The sequence below is a fragment of the Micromonospora sp. NPDC048040 genome, from assembly GCF_055587185.1.
Genome location: NZ_JBVJGT010000004.1, coordinates 271,964 through 285,377, shown reverse-complemented (window position 1 = coordinate 285,377; position 13,414 = coordinate 271,964). Strand labels below are relative to the sequence as shown.

Annotated in this window: 12 protein-coding genes and 1 tRNA gene; 6 read left to right on the top strand and 7 right to left on the bottom strand. The window is 71.1% G+C overall.

Features of this window, described 5'->3' with window-relative positions:
- Positions 1-214: 214 nt before the first annotated feature.
- Both ACZ6O2_RS07965 and ACZ6O2_RS07960 read right to left on the bottom strand, forming a co-directional pair.
- The gene (locus ACZ6O2_RS07965) at positions 215-2,014 is read right to left on the bottom strand and encodes a trypsin-like serine protease (protein ID WP_466022375.1); all 1,800 of its coding nucleotides are present in this window, start codon (positions 2,012-2,014) and stop codon (positions 215-217) included.
- Positions 2,015-2,365: 351 nt separating this feature from the next.
- Positions 2,366-3,379, bottom strand: coding sequence for a potassium channel family protein (locus ACZ6O2_RS07960; RefSeq protein WP_350701536.1), 1,014 nt, complete (start codon positions 3,377-3,379; stop codon positions 2,366-2,368).
- A gap of 259 nt (positions 3,380-3,638) precedes the next feature.
- On the opposite strand from ACZ6O2_RS07960, the gene ACZ6O2_RS07955 reads away from it, so the two are divergent.
- Together ACZ6O2_RS07955 and ACZ6O2_RS07950 are read left to right on the top strand one after the other, a co-directional pair.
- Positions 3,639-4,163: a helix-turn-helix domain-containing protein gene (locus tag ACZ6O2_RS07955; RefSeq protein ID WP_466022374.1), complete on the top strand. Its 525-nt coding sequence runs from the start codon at positions 3,639-3,641 to the stop codon at positions 4,161-4,163.
- 135 nt (positions 4,164-4,298) lie between these two features.
- The gene (locus tag ACZ6O2_RS07950; RefSeq protein WP_350701539.1) at positions 4,299-4,898 is read left to right on the top strand and encodes a ClpP family protease; all 600 of its coding nucleotides are present in this window, start codon (positions 4,299-4,301) and stop codon (positions 4,896-4,898) included.
- A 162-nt stretch (positions 4,899-5,060) separates the two neighbouring features.
- Here ACZ6O2_RS07950 and ACZ6O2_RS07945 read toward each other — a convergent pair whose 3' ends face one another.
- Together ACZ6O2_RS07945 and ACZ6O2_RS07940 are read right to left on the bottom strand one after the other, a co-directional pair.
- A complete protein-coding gene (locus ACZ6O2_RS07945) occupies positions 5,061-5,942 on the bottom strand; it encodes a trypsin-like serine protease (RefSeq protein WP_466022373.1) in 882 nt (293 codons plus the stop codon).
- A gap of 302 nt (positions 5,943-6,244) precedes the next feature.
- Positions 6,245-6,616, bottom strand: coding sequence for a winged helix-turn-helix transcriptional regulator (locus tag ACZ6O2_RS07940; RefSeq protein ID WP_357705077.1), 372 nt, complete (start codon positions 6,614-6,616; stop codon positions 6,245-6,247).
- A 109-nt stretch (positions 6,617-6,725) separates the two neighbouring features.
- Here ACZ6O2_RS07940 and ACZ6O2_RS07935 point away from each other — a divergent pair, with 109 nt between their 5' ends.
- A complete protein-coding gene (locus tag ACZ6O2_RS07935) occupies positions 6,726-7,574 on the top strand; it encodes an SDR family oxidoreductase (protein WP_466022372.1) in 849 nt (282 codons plus the stop codon).
- A 54-nt stretch (positions 7,575-7,628) separates the two neighbouring features.
- Here ACZ6O2_RS07935 and ACZ6O2_RS07930 read toward each other — a convergent pair whose 3' ends face one another.
- On the bottom strand, positions 7,629-8,606 hold the full coding sequence (locus ACZ6O2_RS07930) for a zinc-binding dehydrogenase (RefSeq protein ID WP_466022371.1): 978 nt from the start codon (positions 8,604-8,606) through the stop codon (positions 7,629-7,631).
- A 136-nt stretch (positions 8,607-8,742) separates the two neighbouring features.
- Here ACZ6O2_RS07930 and ACZ6O2_RS07925 point away from each other — a divergent pair, with 136 nt between their 5' ends.
- Together ACZ6O2_RS07925 and ACZ6O2_RS07920 are read left to right on the top strand one after the other, a co-directional pair.
- A complete protein-coding gene (locus tag ACZ6O2_RS07925; RefSeq protein WP_466022370.1) occupies positions 8,743-9,675 on the top strand; it encodes a hypothetical protein in 933 nt (310 codons plus the stop codon).
- Positions 9,676-9,773: 98 nt separating this feature from the next.
- The gene (locus ACZ6O2_RS07920; protein WP_466022369.1) at positions 9,774-10,220 is read left to right on the top strand and encodes a hypothetical protein; all 447 of its coding nucleotides are present in this window, start codon (positions 9,774-9,776) and stop codon (positions 10,218-10,220) included.
- A 171-nt stretch (positions 10,221-10,391) separates the two neighbouring features.
- On the opposite strand, the gene ACZ6O2_RS07915 is transcribed toward ACZ6O2_RS07920, so the two are convergent.
- On the bottom strand, positions 10,392-10,895 hold the full coding sequence (locus ACZ6O2_RS07915; RefSeq protein ID WP_466022368.1) for a GNAT family N-acetyltransferase: 504 nt from the start codon (positions 10,893-10,895) through the stop codon (positions 10,392-10,394).
- Positions 10,896-11,453: 558 nt separating this feature from the next.
- Between ACZ6O2_RS07915 and ACZ6O2_RS07910 the strand changes: the two genes are divergently transcribed.
- Positions 11,454-12,479 (top strand): hypothetical protein, encoded by a 1,026-nt coding sequence (locus tag ACZ6O2_RS07910; protein WP_466022367.1) that lies wholly within the window; start codon positions 11,454-11,456, stop codon positions 12,477-12,479.
- A gap of 454 nt (positions 12,480-12,933) precedes the next feature.
- Here the strand turns inward: ACZ6O2_RS07910 and ACZ6O2_RS07905 are convergent.
- Positions 12,934-13,006 (bottom strand) — tRNA-Arg (locus ACZ6O2_RS07905).
- Positions 13,007-13,414: the final 408 nt, after the last annotated feature.

Sequence of the window (13,414 nt, the reverse complement as noted above, 5' to 3'; positions counted from 1 at the left end):
CTTCGGGGGGGGGGGGGGGGGGGCACGAGAGCCGGGAAAATCTTCTGTTCTTTTTCCTTCTGGGGAGAGCCCCCCCCCCCCCCCCCCCCTTGTCCCCCCCCCCCCCCCCCCCGGGGGGCCCCCCCCCCCCCCGCCGCAACGCCAGGACGAAGAAGGGGCCCGCAACCGGTCGGTTGCGGGCCCCTTCGTTACTGCGCGGGAGTGCCTCCCCTGGTCAGAAGATCAGGTTGTAGCTGCCCCAGCCGCTGGAGATCACCTTGCCGCTCGCGTCGATCCACTGGCCCTTGCCGTTGGTCGTGTAGAGCCGCATCTGGTTGCTGCTGTTGACGCCCAGCATGTCCATCATGTTGTCGCCGTTCCAGTCGCCCAGCGTCATGATGCTCTTGAAGCCACCCCAGCCGCTGCCGATCTGGGTGCCGGCCGGGTTGGTCCAGCCGCCCTTGCCGTCGGACTGGTACATCTTGAGGTAACCGGTCGAGGTGCGACCGATGATCACCTCAAGCCCGTCGCCCTTCCAGGCGCCCGGCGTGAGGAACAGGTTGAACCCGTTCCAGCCGGTGCCGATCCGGGTGCCCGACGGGTTCTCCCAGCCGCCCGCACCGTTGCTGGTGTAGCGGATGAGGTCACCGGTGGACTTGCGGACCAGCAGGCTCGGGCGGTTGTTGCCCATCCAGTTGTTCGTCACCATGAGCGCGGTGAAGTTCGCCCAGCCGGTGCCGATCAGCTTGCCGCCGCCGACGAAGTTGCCGGCCCCGTCGGTGTTGTAGATGTACAGCTCGCCGGTGGTCTTCATCGCCATGATGGACGGCCGCTTGTCGCCGTTCCAGTTGTAGACGCGGAAGACCCGCTTGAAGCTGCCCCAGCCCGAGTTGAGCTGCTTCGGCGCGTAGTAGAAGCCGCCGAACCCGTTGTTGGCGAACCCGGCGCCCTCGAAGAGCTTGAGGTTGCCGGCGGTGTCCCGGGCGATGAGGTCGGTGTGACCGTCGCCGGCCCAGTCGGCGTTGATCAGCGGCGGACGGGTCAGGTCCTCCTTGACCGTGTTCACGTAGTTGTTCAGCCGGACGTAGTAGCCCGGGCTCGTGCCGCACGGCTCGAAGCCCCAGCTGGTGACGCCGACCTGCTTGCCGCCGACCATCAGCGGACCGCCGGAGTCGCCGCCGCACGTGTCGGTGCTCGGCACGCTGGGCGTGCCCGCCCCGGCGCAGGTCATCGCGTTCGGGTCGTACCCGTAGGTGCTGCAGACCGAGTCGGACCGCATGGGAACGGTCCCCTTGCGCAGGCGGCTGTCCGGGTTCTCCTCGTCCGAGTCGGTCACGCCGTAGCCGGCGATGACCGCGCTCGTGCCCTCCTGGTACGGCGTCGAGTCGCCCTGCGTGCCCAGCGTCACCGGCGTGTACTCGCCGGGCAGGTTCTGCTTGAGCGTCAGCACCGAGACGTCGTGCTTGATCGGGATCGTCGGGTCGTTGTAGACCGCGCTGATGTTCCAGCTCTGGTGGGTCCAGGTGGAACCGACCTCGGCGACGAACCCGCTGCCGCCGAGGATGTTGCCGTTGCTGTCGAGCAGTTGGTCGTTACCGGCGATGACACGGGTGGTGCCCGGGCCGTCGGCGGTGCAGTGCGCGGCCGTCAGCACCTTGTTGGGGGCGATGATCGTGCCGGTGCACCAGTACCAGTAGAAATCTCCGGCGTACTTGAAGCTGGTCACGACGCCGACGATGTAGGGGAACTCCGACGCGCTGGCGAACTCCCCCTTCACGATGCGCGGCGACGGACCCGTGCCGGTCTGGAACCGCGGTCCCTTGGCGCCCGGCGAGGGCAGCTCCAGCTTGCCCTTGTGCAGGTTCGGCAGCCTGTCCAGGTTCCTGGTCCCGGACTCGCTGGCCGCGTCGTACACGCCGTCCCCGGCGGGGGCGGCCTGAGCGACGGTAGCGGGCGCGACGAACGCCGCGCCGGCGAGGGCGAGGCCGACGACGCCGGCCGACCAACGCCGCCTGGCTCCTGCGGATGTTGCCACTTCAGCCACTGATTGATTTCCCGTCGTTCGATTAACGAGGTGCTCGGAACGGCTCAGCGGAGGTGTTCCCGACCGGACGGGAAGACGACGATCGACGCGCGGGGCGTCAGCCCACGTGCGAAAGATGAAGCCCCCGTCGTGCCTGTGCCATTGACGGCGCGTCGGCTGCGATCGATAACGCTCACCGGCGATTCCAAGCCGCCAAACGGTAGCAAACGAGCCGGCGCGGAAAAAGATCCGCGAAGACGATTCTTGGTCAGCCCAAAGGCTCGGACCGGGCGGCCGTCCAGGGACGACCGTCGGCGTGGCCGGCACCGCCGGCCCGCCCGGCGTCGGCCGGCGCGGGGCCGGTCAGGGCGTGGTGGTCGCCTGAGGGCGGTCGTCGCGGACGTGGACGAGCATGTCGCCGGTCTCGATGACCGCGCCGGCCTTGTCGGCCAGCGTCACCACCTTGCCGCGCCGGACCAGGGCGATGACCAGCGAGTCCAGCTCCCGGGGGGAGCGGCCCACCTCGGCCCGCTCGGCGGAGCGCATCGCCAGCGCCATGCCCTGGCCGGGGGTGAGCAGGTCCTCCACCACGTCGATCAGCGGCGGGGCCGAGGTGGACAGGCCCAGCAGCCGGCCGGCGGTGGCCGAGGAGACGATCACGTGGTGCGCACCGCTCTGCTTGAGCAGCGGGGCGTTCTCCGCCTCGCGGGCGGCGGCGATGATCCGCACCTGGCCGGCGGTGAGCTGCCGTACGGTCAGCGCCACCAGGACCGAGGCGTCGTCGCTGTCGGTCGCGATGATCACCGCCTTGGCGTTGCGGACATGCGCCTCGTTCAGCACGGACGAGCGGGTCGCCGATCCCTCGATCGCCACCAGGCCGGCCGAGGTGGCCTGCCGCAGGGCCGGGCCGCTGCGTTCCACCACCACGATCCGGGACTTGTCCAGCCCGTTCTCGAGCAGGGCGGAGACCGCGCTGCGGCCCTTCGTGCCGTAGCCGCAGATGATGACGTGGTCCTTCACGGCTCTCCTCCACCGCGACAGGCGGCGCCCGGTGCGGTACTGCTCGGTCAGCACTTCGAGGGTGGTGCCGACCAGGATGATCAGGAAGATCACCCGGGCCGGCGTGATGTAGACGACGTTGACCAGCCGGGCCGTCTGGCTGACCGGGGTGACGTCGCCGTAGCCGGTGGTCGAGAGGGTGACCACCGTGTAGTAGAAGCAGTCGAGGAGGGTCATGCCGTCCTCGTTGACGTCGCGGTAGCCGTCCCGGTCGAGGTAGACCACGGCGACGGTGGCGAAGACCAGGCCGATGGCGGCGGCAAGGCGAAGGCTCAGCGCGCTCAGTGGGCCCCGTCGCTGCGCGGGAAAGTGGATCACCTGATGACCTGCCCCGACTCCGTCGTCGCCTGCACGCCCACAACATAGCGGCCCGACGGGAATCCGCACGGCGGGGTCGCCGACGGGGCAACCGGTCGCGCCCGGACCCGGCTGCCGCGGTGGCGGCGGGCGGGCAACCTGGACGCGCCGGTCCGGGCGGCGGCTCCCGTACGGGCGGCGCGCCGACGGGCCGGTCCGCGGGGCTGGGACAGGGCATGATGGGGGTGTCCCCGACGGCGACCACGAGAGTGAGGCCCGCATGTCGTTGCTACGACGAGTGATCGGCGGGGTGCTGCGCCGGCTCCGCCTGCGGCAGGGCCGCACGCTGCGCGAGGTGGCCGAGGCCGCCGGGGTGTCGGTGCCCTACCTGTCCGAGGTCGAACGCGGTCGGAAGGAAGCTTCTTCGGAGGTGCTCGCGGCGATCTGCCGGGCGCTCGGCATCCACCTGTCGGACCTGCTGGAGGAGGCGCGCGACGACCTGCGCCGCGTCGAGCCGCGCATCCCGGCGGCGCCCCGGGCGGAGCTTGCCTCCGCCGCGGCCGTTCCGGCCGGCACCGCCCCGGTCGGGCCGGAGCGGGCGGACGCCCCCGACGTCACGCCGGTCGCCCGGGTCGGTCTCCGCACCGGCGGGCCGCTGCTCCACCTGGCTCCCCGGGCCGGCGGGCCGACCGTCCGGGTCGGACGCTCCGCCTCCGCGCGCGGGGGCCACCCCGGGCCGCGTACCCGTGCGGTGCTCGGCTGCGGACGGTGCCGGTCGGGCCAGCGGCGGCTGGCGGTCGTCTAGGCCCGGCCGCTTCCGCCCTCAGCGGATCTGCCGCCGGCAGAATTGTTACGGCGACGCGCCGTCCAGCGGGCAGTCTGGAGGGGCCGGTCCCCCGGGCGCCTCCGGTCGCCCGCCGGCACTGTGGGAGGGCGCGCGATGATCGCTACGGGCGTACGCATGTTGGACGGTGGGCATCCGTCCTTCGACGACCAGGTGTTCAACCGGCTGCTGAAGGAGCGGATCATCTTCCTCGGCACCGAGGTGACCGACGAGTCGGCGAACCGGATCTGCGCCCAGATCCTGCTGCTCGCCGCCGAGGACGCGGACCGGGACATCTTCCTCTACATCAACTCGCCGGGCGGCTCGGTGAGCGCGGGGATGGCCGTCTACGACACCATGCGCTACGTCAAGAACGACGTGGCCACCCTGGCGCTCGGCCTGGCCGGCTCGATGGGGCAGTTCCTGCTCTGCGCCGGGGCGGCCGGGAAGCGTTACGCGCTGCCCCACTCGCGGATCATGATGCACCAGCCGTCCGGCGGGATGGGCGGCACGGCCGCGGACATCACCATCCAGGCCGAGAACATGCTGCACGTGAAGCGGACCATGCAGGAGCTGATCGCCCGGCACAGCGGGCGCACCCTCGACGAGATCCAGCAGGACTGGGACCGGGACCGGTGGTTCACCGCCGAGCAGGCCCGCGAGTACGGCCTCATCGACAAGGTGCTCACCAAGGTCGCCCAGCTGCCCGAAAGCTGACCGGCCGGCCGGGTCGGGCGGCGGCCGGGCGAGCGGGGCCGAGCCGGCGCGGCAGCCGGACCGGCCGGCCCCGGCGGCCGGTACCGCGGCGACGGGGCGGCCGGGCGGTGACGCGCGGCGGCGGCCGGCGATGGTCCCGCCGGCCGCCGCCGCGTTCCGCCGTCAGGGCAGGTCGACGAAGTCGTCCAGGAAGTCGCGGGCGCTGTCGCTGTCCAGCCGGTAGGTGACGTTGGTGGCGTAGCAGGGGGCGTCGCCGGTGATCGTCGTGGCGGCGAGGAGCCGCTGCCCGCCGATGGTGACGAAGTTCGGGCCGCCCGAGTCGCCGTAGCAGGCCCCGCCGTAGTCGCGGCTCTCGTTCATGGCGAGCCGCACCCAGGTGTTGTTGAGCGCGGTGAAGCCGACCTCCGCCTTCATCCGCACCCCGCCGCCCGGGTGGACGTGCCCGCCGGGCTCGCGCTGGGCCTCCGCCGTGCCGTACCCCATGACCTCCCAGCGGGCCGCGTCGAGCGCCCGGGAGCCGAGCGCGCCGAGCTGGCCGGCCGTCGGCAGGGTGGCCGGGGTGAAGTCCCAGCGCCGGTCCAGTTCGGCCGCCTGCGCGGTGTCGAGGGTGACCACCGAGATGTCGTGCGAGTCTGCGGAGTTGCCCGGATAGTCGGGGTGGACGTGCTCGGTGCCCTCGACGCCGACGGCGGCGGCCACCTGCTCCGGGCTGAGCCCGGCGGCCTTCGCGGCGGCCAGCTCCGCCTCCACGTCCTGGGCGAGCGAGACGTAGAAGCGGGCGCCCGGCGACCAGTCGGTGGTGCAGTGCGACGCGGTCAGGAAGACGTCGCGGTCGATCATGGTGCCGGAGCAGTACCAGTCCACGACGTCCGGCGTGCCGGGATCGCCGTCGCGGTCCCACTGCACGATCAGGGCGCCGACCTCGGTGCGCTCCGGGGCGGGCAGGGCGTTGTAGGTGTTGATCGCGGATGCCGGTGTGGCGGCGACGACGGCCGCGGCGAGCGCCGCGGTGGTCAGCGTGGCGAAGAGTGCGGTACGACGCACAGGGTCCTCCGGTGTGAAACGAGAAGCGGCACCGGCGCCGGACGCGCCCCCTCGATCCGCGTCCGACGCGCGGTACGCGATGGCCGCCGGTGGCGGCCGTCGATATGCGGAGCCTATTCCCGGAGCTGGGAATATTCGCGGGCTGCAAGCGCAGCGTCTTGCCAGCGAATCTCGTTACATCCGGAGGCCGCCCTTTCCGGTGGGCTGGCCTTCTCGCGGCGCCGTCGAAACACCGGCTCCGGCTGTCGCCCGCGCCGTCGGCCGCCGTCCCCGACACACGCCCGCGCCCCTGCTCCGGCGGCCTAGCGAGGCTCGGCGTCGTAGCGGGCGCGGGCGGCCTCCACCTCGTCGAGGTGGGTGGTGGCCCAGGACTCGAGCCCGGCCACCAGGTCGAGCAGGCTGCGGCCGAGGTCGGTCAACGCGTAGTCGACCCGCGGCGGGACGCTCGCGTGCACCGTCCGGGTCACGAGGCCGTCGCGTTCCAGCGCCCGCAGGGTCTGGGTGAGCATCTTCTGACTCACCCCCTCGATCCGCTGGGCCAGCTCGCCGTAGCGCTTCGTGCCGTCGGCGAGGGTGAGCACGACCAGGACGCTCCACCGGTCGCCGATCCGGTCCAGCACCTGCCGGCTGCCGCAGTTGCGGGCGTAGACGTTCGGGTGCACTGCACTCTCCATCGGTAAGTCACGCACTTCAAGGTGCCTACTCTCCAACGGGAAGTATCGCGCTCGCATTCCCGTTGCCGATGACGTCAGACGCCATCCCGCACGTACGCAAGGAGTGCCCATGTCCATCGTCGTCACCGGCGCCACCGGCCATCTCGGCCGCCTGATCGTCGACTCGCTGCTGCGCCGGGGCGTACCCGCCGGGCAGGTCGTGGCGCTCGGCCGGGACACCGACCGGCTGGCCGACCTCGCCGCGCGCGGCGTGACGGTGCGGCGGGCCGACTACAGCGACCCCGACTCGCTGCGCGCCGCCCTCGCCGGGGCCGAGAAGCTGATGTTCGTCTCCGGCAGCGAGGTCGGGCAGCGGGTGCAGCAGCACCGCAACGTCGTCGCCGCCGCCAAGGAGGCCGGCGTCGGACTGGTCGTCTACACCAGCATCGCCAAGGCCGACACCTCCAGCCTCATCCTCGCCACGGAGCACCGCGCGACGGAGCAGGAGATCCGCTCCTCCGGTCTGCCGTACGTCTTCCTGCGCAACAACTGGTACGTCGAGAACTACCTCCCGCAGCTCCCGACCTACCTGGCGCACGGTGTCGTGGGCGCCTCCGGCGACGGCCGGATCGGCGTCGCCACCCGCGCCGACTACGCGGAGGCCGCGGCGGCGGTGCTCACCACCGAGGGCCACGCCAACCGGGTGTACGAGTTGGCCGGCGCGCCGATCACCATGACCGAGCTGGCCGAGGAGCTGTCCCGGCAGAGCGGTCGCCAGGTCGGCTACACCGACCTCACCGTCGAGAAGTACGCCGAGGTGCTCGCCGGCGCCGGCGTGCCGCAGGCGTACGCGGAGGTGCTCGCGGACGGCGACCGGGGCACCGCCCAGGGCGACCTGGACGTCGAGAGCGACGACCTCGCGAAGCTGATCGGCCGGCAGCCGACCACGCTGGCCGAGGCGATCCGCGCCGCGCTCTGACGACCGCCCACCCGGCCGCCCCGCCGACGACGCGCGGGGCGGCCGGGTGCCCGGTCAACGCTCCACGGTCAGCACCACCTTGCCCAGCGCCCGGCGCCCCTCCAGGTCGGCGTGCGCCGTGGCGGCATCGGCCAGCGGATAGGTCGTGACCAACGGTCGCCACCAGCCCTTCCCGGCCAGCTCTAGCGACCGGGCGGCCAGCGCCGGGATGCCGCCGGGCAGGGCGCGCATCCGCTGCCCCAGCCAGCCCACGGTCAGGCCGCGCCCGATGACGTCGTCCGTCCCGATCCGCGTCGCCTCGCCGGCCGACCAGCCGAACATCATGAACCGGCCGCCCGGCCTCAACAGCTCCAGAGCCGCCCGACCCACCGCGCCGCCCACCCCGTCGTAGACCAGACTCAGGCCGTCCACCTGTTCCCGCACCCGATCGGTCCAGTCCGGCAGCCCGTAGTCCACCACCATGTCCGCGCCGAGGTCGCGCAGCGCCGCCGTCCGGTCGGCGCCACGCGCCGCCGCCACCACGGTGGCGCCGGTCGTCCGCGCCGCCTGCACCAGCAGCCAGCCCACCCCACCGGCCGCCGACGGGACGAAGACGACGTCGTCCGCCGTCGGCGTCTCCAGGTCGAAGATCCCGAGCGCCGTCCGGCCCGTCCCGACCGCCGCCACCGCCTCGGCGCAGGTCAGATTCCGCGGTACGGCGTAGAGCGACTCGACCGAGGTGACCGCCTGCTCGGCGTACCCGCCCGGCACCATGCCCAGGTGCGCGACGACCCGCTTGCCGCGCCACGACCCGTCGACGCCCTCGCCCAGGTCGTCGACGACGCCGGCGACCTCCCGCCCGGGGACGGTGGGCAGGTCGGGCAGCGGCATCGGGCCGCCGGCCTCGCCCCGGCGCAGGCTCGTGTCGAGCAGGTGCACGCCGCTCGCCGACACCGCGATCCGGACCTGGCCGGGGCCGGGCGACAGGTCCGGCACGTCGTCGAGCACCAGGTTTCCGGGGGGACCGAACTCGTGAAGCTGAATCGCACGCATGCCCCCATCCGACTACCTCAACCTCGCTTGAGGTCAACCCCGGCCGGCGGCCCGAAACACCGAGGAAGTCGCGCAGCCGCGGCATCACTACACTGCGCGCACCTACGCTGCGTGCTGCTGAAGATTCGAGGGTGCTGTGTCCGCGGCCGTCAAGGCTCATCGGGTATGGAAGCTGCCGACCGCGGATCTCTGGGCAGGGCGACGCCCTCTGTGGTGGACAGTCGGCCCGACAGGTGAGCTTGCTGTCCTGCTCGTCCATCGACGGCACCTACGTCGAAGCCGCTACGTCAAGGGCTGGGTGGGATGGAGCCCGAAGGGTCCGTTCGACGGCGTGCTGGTAATCCGCCAGACCGACGGCCGAATTCGACGCCGAACGATCGAGGACATCCAGGTCTCGCCGAGTCACATCGCGCTTCTTTCCGACTCACGACTCCTCATCGCGAGCGGACGCGCACGCAGGGAGGACACCGGCTCGTGGGAGCCGAACGCCGTGGTGCGCTCCCTGGAGGGCGGGCCACAGCGGGCCTTCTGCATCGGCGACGACATCCCAGTCCTGGTCACCGATCTCGGCGGGTCGATCTGGACGGCCTACGGTGACGAAGGCATCTACGGAGGCCATCCGGAGTCAGCAGCCGGGCTGGCCGGCTGGAGCACGGACGGCCAGGTCACCTGGGCTCCCGGAAGCCGTCTTCCTGACCTGCCGTTGCAGGGCTGCACCGCCGCCACGGAGGGCGACCAGGTATGGCTGGTCTGGTACTCCGGCAGCAGCCGCGCCGGCACCTTCCTCACACGGGTCACCCCCTCCACCGGTGAGGTGACCAGCTGGCCAAGCCCTGTGCACGGCCCGGACGGATTCGCCGCACGAGGCAACCGCGCGATCCTGACACGGCGCGACCACAATCAGCGATCGGTCGAGGTTGTCAGCGTCGAACTGGTCGACGCGGCCTGGCGCGTGACCGACCGGCGCAAGATGCGGGTGCCCGGCCGTGTTGTCCTGCACTGTGGTCAGGGCCGCGACGGCGGTCTCTGGCTTCGCGCTGGCAACGACTGGCTCCGAATCGAAGTCTGATACGTATCTGTGCGGACAGGGGTCGAGGTTGCCGCAGACCGTCGCGGAGCGACGCGAAGCGCCCTTGATACCGGTTGAGCGACGCGGCGAGGGAGCGGATGCCGGATATCGACACGCTGCTTCCACACGTACGCACACCGCGGGACCATCTGGACCTCGTCTCGGACCCACGAATCGGCCAGGACGGGCTGCACACCCTTGCCCGTAGCCCCTACTCGTTCGTGCGGCTGGCCGTCGCCAAGGACATCCGCACCGGCGCGGCAACCCTGACCGAGCTGCTCGGTGGCGAGTTCGACCGGTGGGATCGCCACCACCTGCTCCGGCTCGTCGCCCAACACCCACACGCGGACCGAGGCGTCCTGCTCAAGGTCCTACAGGAGATCGAAGTCCTGCTACGTCAACCCGATGCCAGGCCGTATGCCGCAGCGATCGCGCTAGCTGGTCGACGAGAGCTGGAGCCTCATGAGGTTCGCCGCCTGCATGGCCTACCGGGTGCATCGCAACGGATGCGCCGAGGCGTGGAGCGGGCACTCGCGCGACCATGAGATTGAGAGCAAGCCTGACTGGCGGACGGCAACAGGGCCTTCCCGTCGGTGTGACTGCGGCCCCTCCGCACTCCGAGCTGGGGAACAAGGCCGCCCAGGGCGCCCCGGGTCGTGGCACTTGTCCTGCGGAGGACTGCAAACGGTACCTCTCATGGCCGCTGCCCCTCGCGGTCACCGGCCGGGGAAAGGCCCGGCGGATGCTCCAGCCCCAGCGCCGGAGGTCGACCGGAAGTCAATTTCGAACGTCGGGTAGTCGGGCTGAGGACATGGCTCGCCCTTGTATCCGAGGCGTTCGTAGAAGGGCGCTGCCCGTTCCCGGTGAGCCTGCCACTCCAGATACCGCACCCGTTGTCTCGCCCACCGCGACACCACCGTCATCAAGGCGCGTCCCACCCCGCCCAAACGAAGGTCGGGACGCACATAGAGATCGTGCAGTCGGGCGACCCGGTGATCGTCGCCCGATCGAAGGTGCGGACCGTGGTCCTGGACAGCCGCGTATCCCGCCAGTTCGCCGTCGGCATCCGCGCCAAGGATGACCCATCGGGGGTCCGCGACCAGTTGGACGTACCGCTCGCGTTGGGCGTCGGGGTGCTCACCGTTCACGCCCATGTCCTTCAACATCGGCCAGAGTCGGGGCCAGTCGTCGGCAATCAGGGAGCGAGTCTCGATCCGCATGCGGCCCATGGTGTCGGCGACGTCGCACGGGAGGCAAGCTGTTTGACGGGACGCACCGCGGTGCGGTCGGCTGGGCTCTCGTCACCAGGGCAGGATTCGAACCTGCGACACACGGATTAGGAACGGTGTACGGCCGGGCCGGGTGCGGGCCGCTGGTCTGCACCGACGATTCATCCTTCGGGCCACCTGGTCAAGACCAGTCCGTGAATGGGCCGTGACCTGACATGAGGCGCTGCGGACCGCCCGAGGCCGCCCGCAGGGGCGGGGCCCCGCAAGCGCGCAGGTACAAGTAGTCGACCCCTGCCCTGCAAAGATCAAGACTGCTGTCGGCCGGTGTTGATCCCTGCCGCTGACCTGCTCGCCTTGTAGCCGCCAGTCGTCCCCTGACAGCGCCTGTCGGCCGGCTTGGCCGCACCAATGGCTGTACAGCCAACTCCTACATTGACCCGAAGCCCGGACGAAACGGGGCCGTGGCAGTTGCCGTCGTCCAGTACCGTCCGAGCGGCAACCACCTACAGGACGGGGGCACCCTTGACGAAATCCTTCAGTACCCGTCGCGTGCTCGCCTGGACCGCGCCCGTGGCGCTCGCGCTGACCGCGCTCGCCCCGGCCCTGCCAGCCCAGGCCGCGACGAAACCCACGCCCACCGTCACCACCGGCCCGGTCGACAAGGACCTCAACGGCGACGGGGTGCCCGACCTGGTCGCCGTCGGCGGTCCGGGCACCGGTCTCGGCTCCGGCGTCTGGTCCGCACTCGGCGTCAAGTCCCACAAGACCGGCGTCGGCACCGGCGGGGTGCAAACTCCGGCCACCAACATCGGCCTGCGCGGCAACGGCTTCGGCGGCACCTGGTTGCCGACCGAGTTCGACGGCGGACAGGCCACCACCGGCCGATTTTTCGGCGGCACCGAGGAGGGCTTCCTCGTCTACTACCCGAGCGGGGTCTACGCTGGCGGCGCCGCCTTCATCAAGGGCGCCGGCGACGGCTCGATGCTCGACCCGGTCAGCGGCAACACGGCAAACATCAGCCGCGACTACCTCGTCGATGCCAACGGCAACATCCCGCTGATGCTGGTGAACGCGTTCCAGGCTGACGGCGTCGACACCGGCATCCCGGATCTGCTCGGCATCGCCGGTGACGCCACCAATGGTTACCGGCTCGGCTACCACCCCAACTATCATGCGCCGGGCCTCTACTACGGCGTCACCGGGCTGACCAACCCCACGCCGACCGGCGGGACCGACTGGCAGAACTGGAGCCTCGCCAGCACCGAAACCGCCTCAGGGATTGCGCTCTTCCTGCGCAACGCCGGCACCGGTGACCTGTACCTGTGGACCGGGGTCACCATGGTCGACAACGGTGACGGCACCGGCACGCTCACCCACACCCAGTACCAGGTGGCGGCGAACTGGAACACCGGCGTCGCGATCAGCACGCTGCAGGCCGCCGACATCAACGGCGACGGCACCCCGGACCTGTGGACCGTGCTGCCGAACGGCACCTACCAGGCACACCTGATCTCCGGCCTGTCCAACAGCGGCACCGCGACGGTCACCGCCACCCGCGCCCGACAACTGGCCTAACCTACGGGCAGCCCATCGGACCTTCCGACCGAAATCGGAAGGTAGAGGGTTTGGCCCCGCCTGGCCACATCGCCTTCGCCGGACTCCTGAAGCGCCGACCAGCGGAAACGCCGGTCGGCGCTTCTGCGTCGCGCACCGAAATCCCGCCTGCCCGGTCCGCCCCTGGTTGACCCCGGATCCCACTGACGGCCGCCCCTTATCGCACGTGAATCGCACGGGAGGCCACCTAGCAGCAGCGAAGCTCCGTCCGCGCTCCCCCCGAAGACTGATGTAGCAGTGCCCGGGTACAGGCTGCGAGCTGCAAGAACGCCTCACATCACGGGCCAAGACCAATCCGTGAATAGTCCGTGGGCAGCGACAAACGGCGGCTCCGGGCCGCACACCACCGCACAGGACGAGTGATCGACGCGGTGACGTATCCGCTGCTCAGATGGCGTTTGGCCGATCTTCGAGGTGCCCCCGGCAGGATTCGAACCTGCGACACACGGTTTAGGAAACCGTTGCTCTATCCCCTGAGCTACGAGGGCGCGACGGCCTAGTCTAGCGACCGGGGCGTTCACCTGGGGTGGCAGGGAGTGGCCCACGTTCACCCACGTTCTCCGCACCCCCGTTCTCCCAGCCCAAAGCCACACCCCGTGCACACGAACCCGGGTTGGCGACCGGCGGTCGGCTGCGGTGACCCGCGTTGGCACGGGTTGACCGGGCTTGGCATCCGCTGGAGAGCAATGGCCCTGCCGCAGGAGCCCCACTGTTTCGGTTCGGCGATGCGTGTTGATTCCTCGTTCCCGACGGAACACGCCGGATTTCGGGCGCGCAGAACTGGCGCGGGGGGGGGGGGGGGGGGGGGGGGGGGGGGGGGGGGGGGGGGGGGGGGGGGGGGGGGGGGGGGGGGGGGGTTGGGGGTGGGGAGGGTGTCGCCGCGGGGGATAAGCGCC

Coding starts and splice junctions, on each gene's coding strand:
- ACZ6O2_RS07955 (WP_466022374.1), top strand. CDS start 3,639: ATGTCGTTGCTACGACGAGTGATCGGCGGGGTGCTGCGCCGGCTCCGC.
- ACZ6O2_RS07915 (WP_466022368.1), bottom strand. CDS start 10,895: ATGCGGATCGAGACTCGCTCCCTGATTGCCGACGACTGGCCCCGACTC.
- ACZ6O2_RS07930 (WP_466022371.1), bottom strand. CDS start 8,606: ATGCGTGCGATTCAGCTTCACGAGTTCGGTCCCCCCGGAAACCTGGTG.
- ACZ6O2_RS07920 (WP_466022369.1), top strand. CDS start 9,774: ATGCCGGATATCGACACGCTGCTTCCACACGTACGCACACCGCGGGAC.
- ACZ6O2_RS07950 (WP_350701539.1), top strand. CDS start 4,299: ATGATCGCTACGGGCGTACGCATGTTGGACGGTGGGCATCCGTCCTTC.
- ACZ6O2_RS07940 (WP_357705077.1), bottom strand. CDS start 6,616: ATGGAGAGTGCAGTGCACCCGAACGTCTACGCCCGCAACTGCGGCAGC.
- ACZ6O2_RS07935 (WP_466022372.1), top strand. CDS start 6,726: ATGTCCATCGTCGTCACCGGCGCCACCGGCCATCTCGGCCGCCTGATC.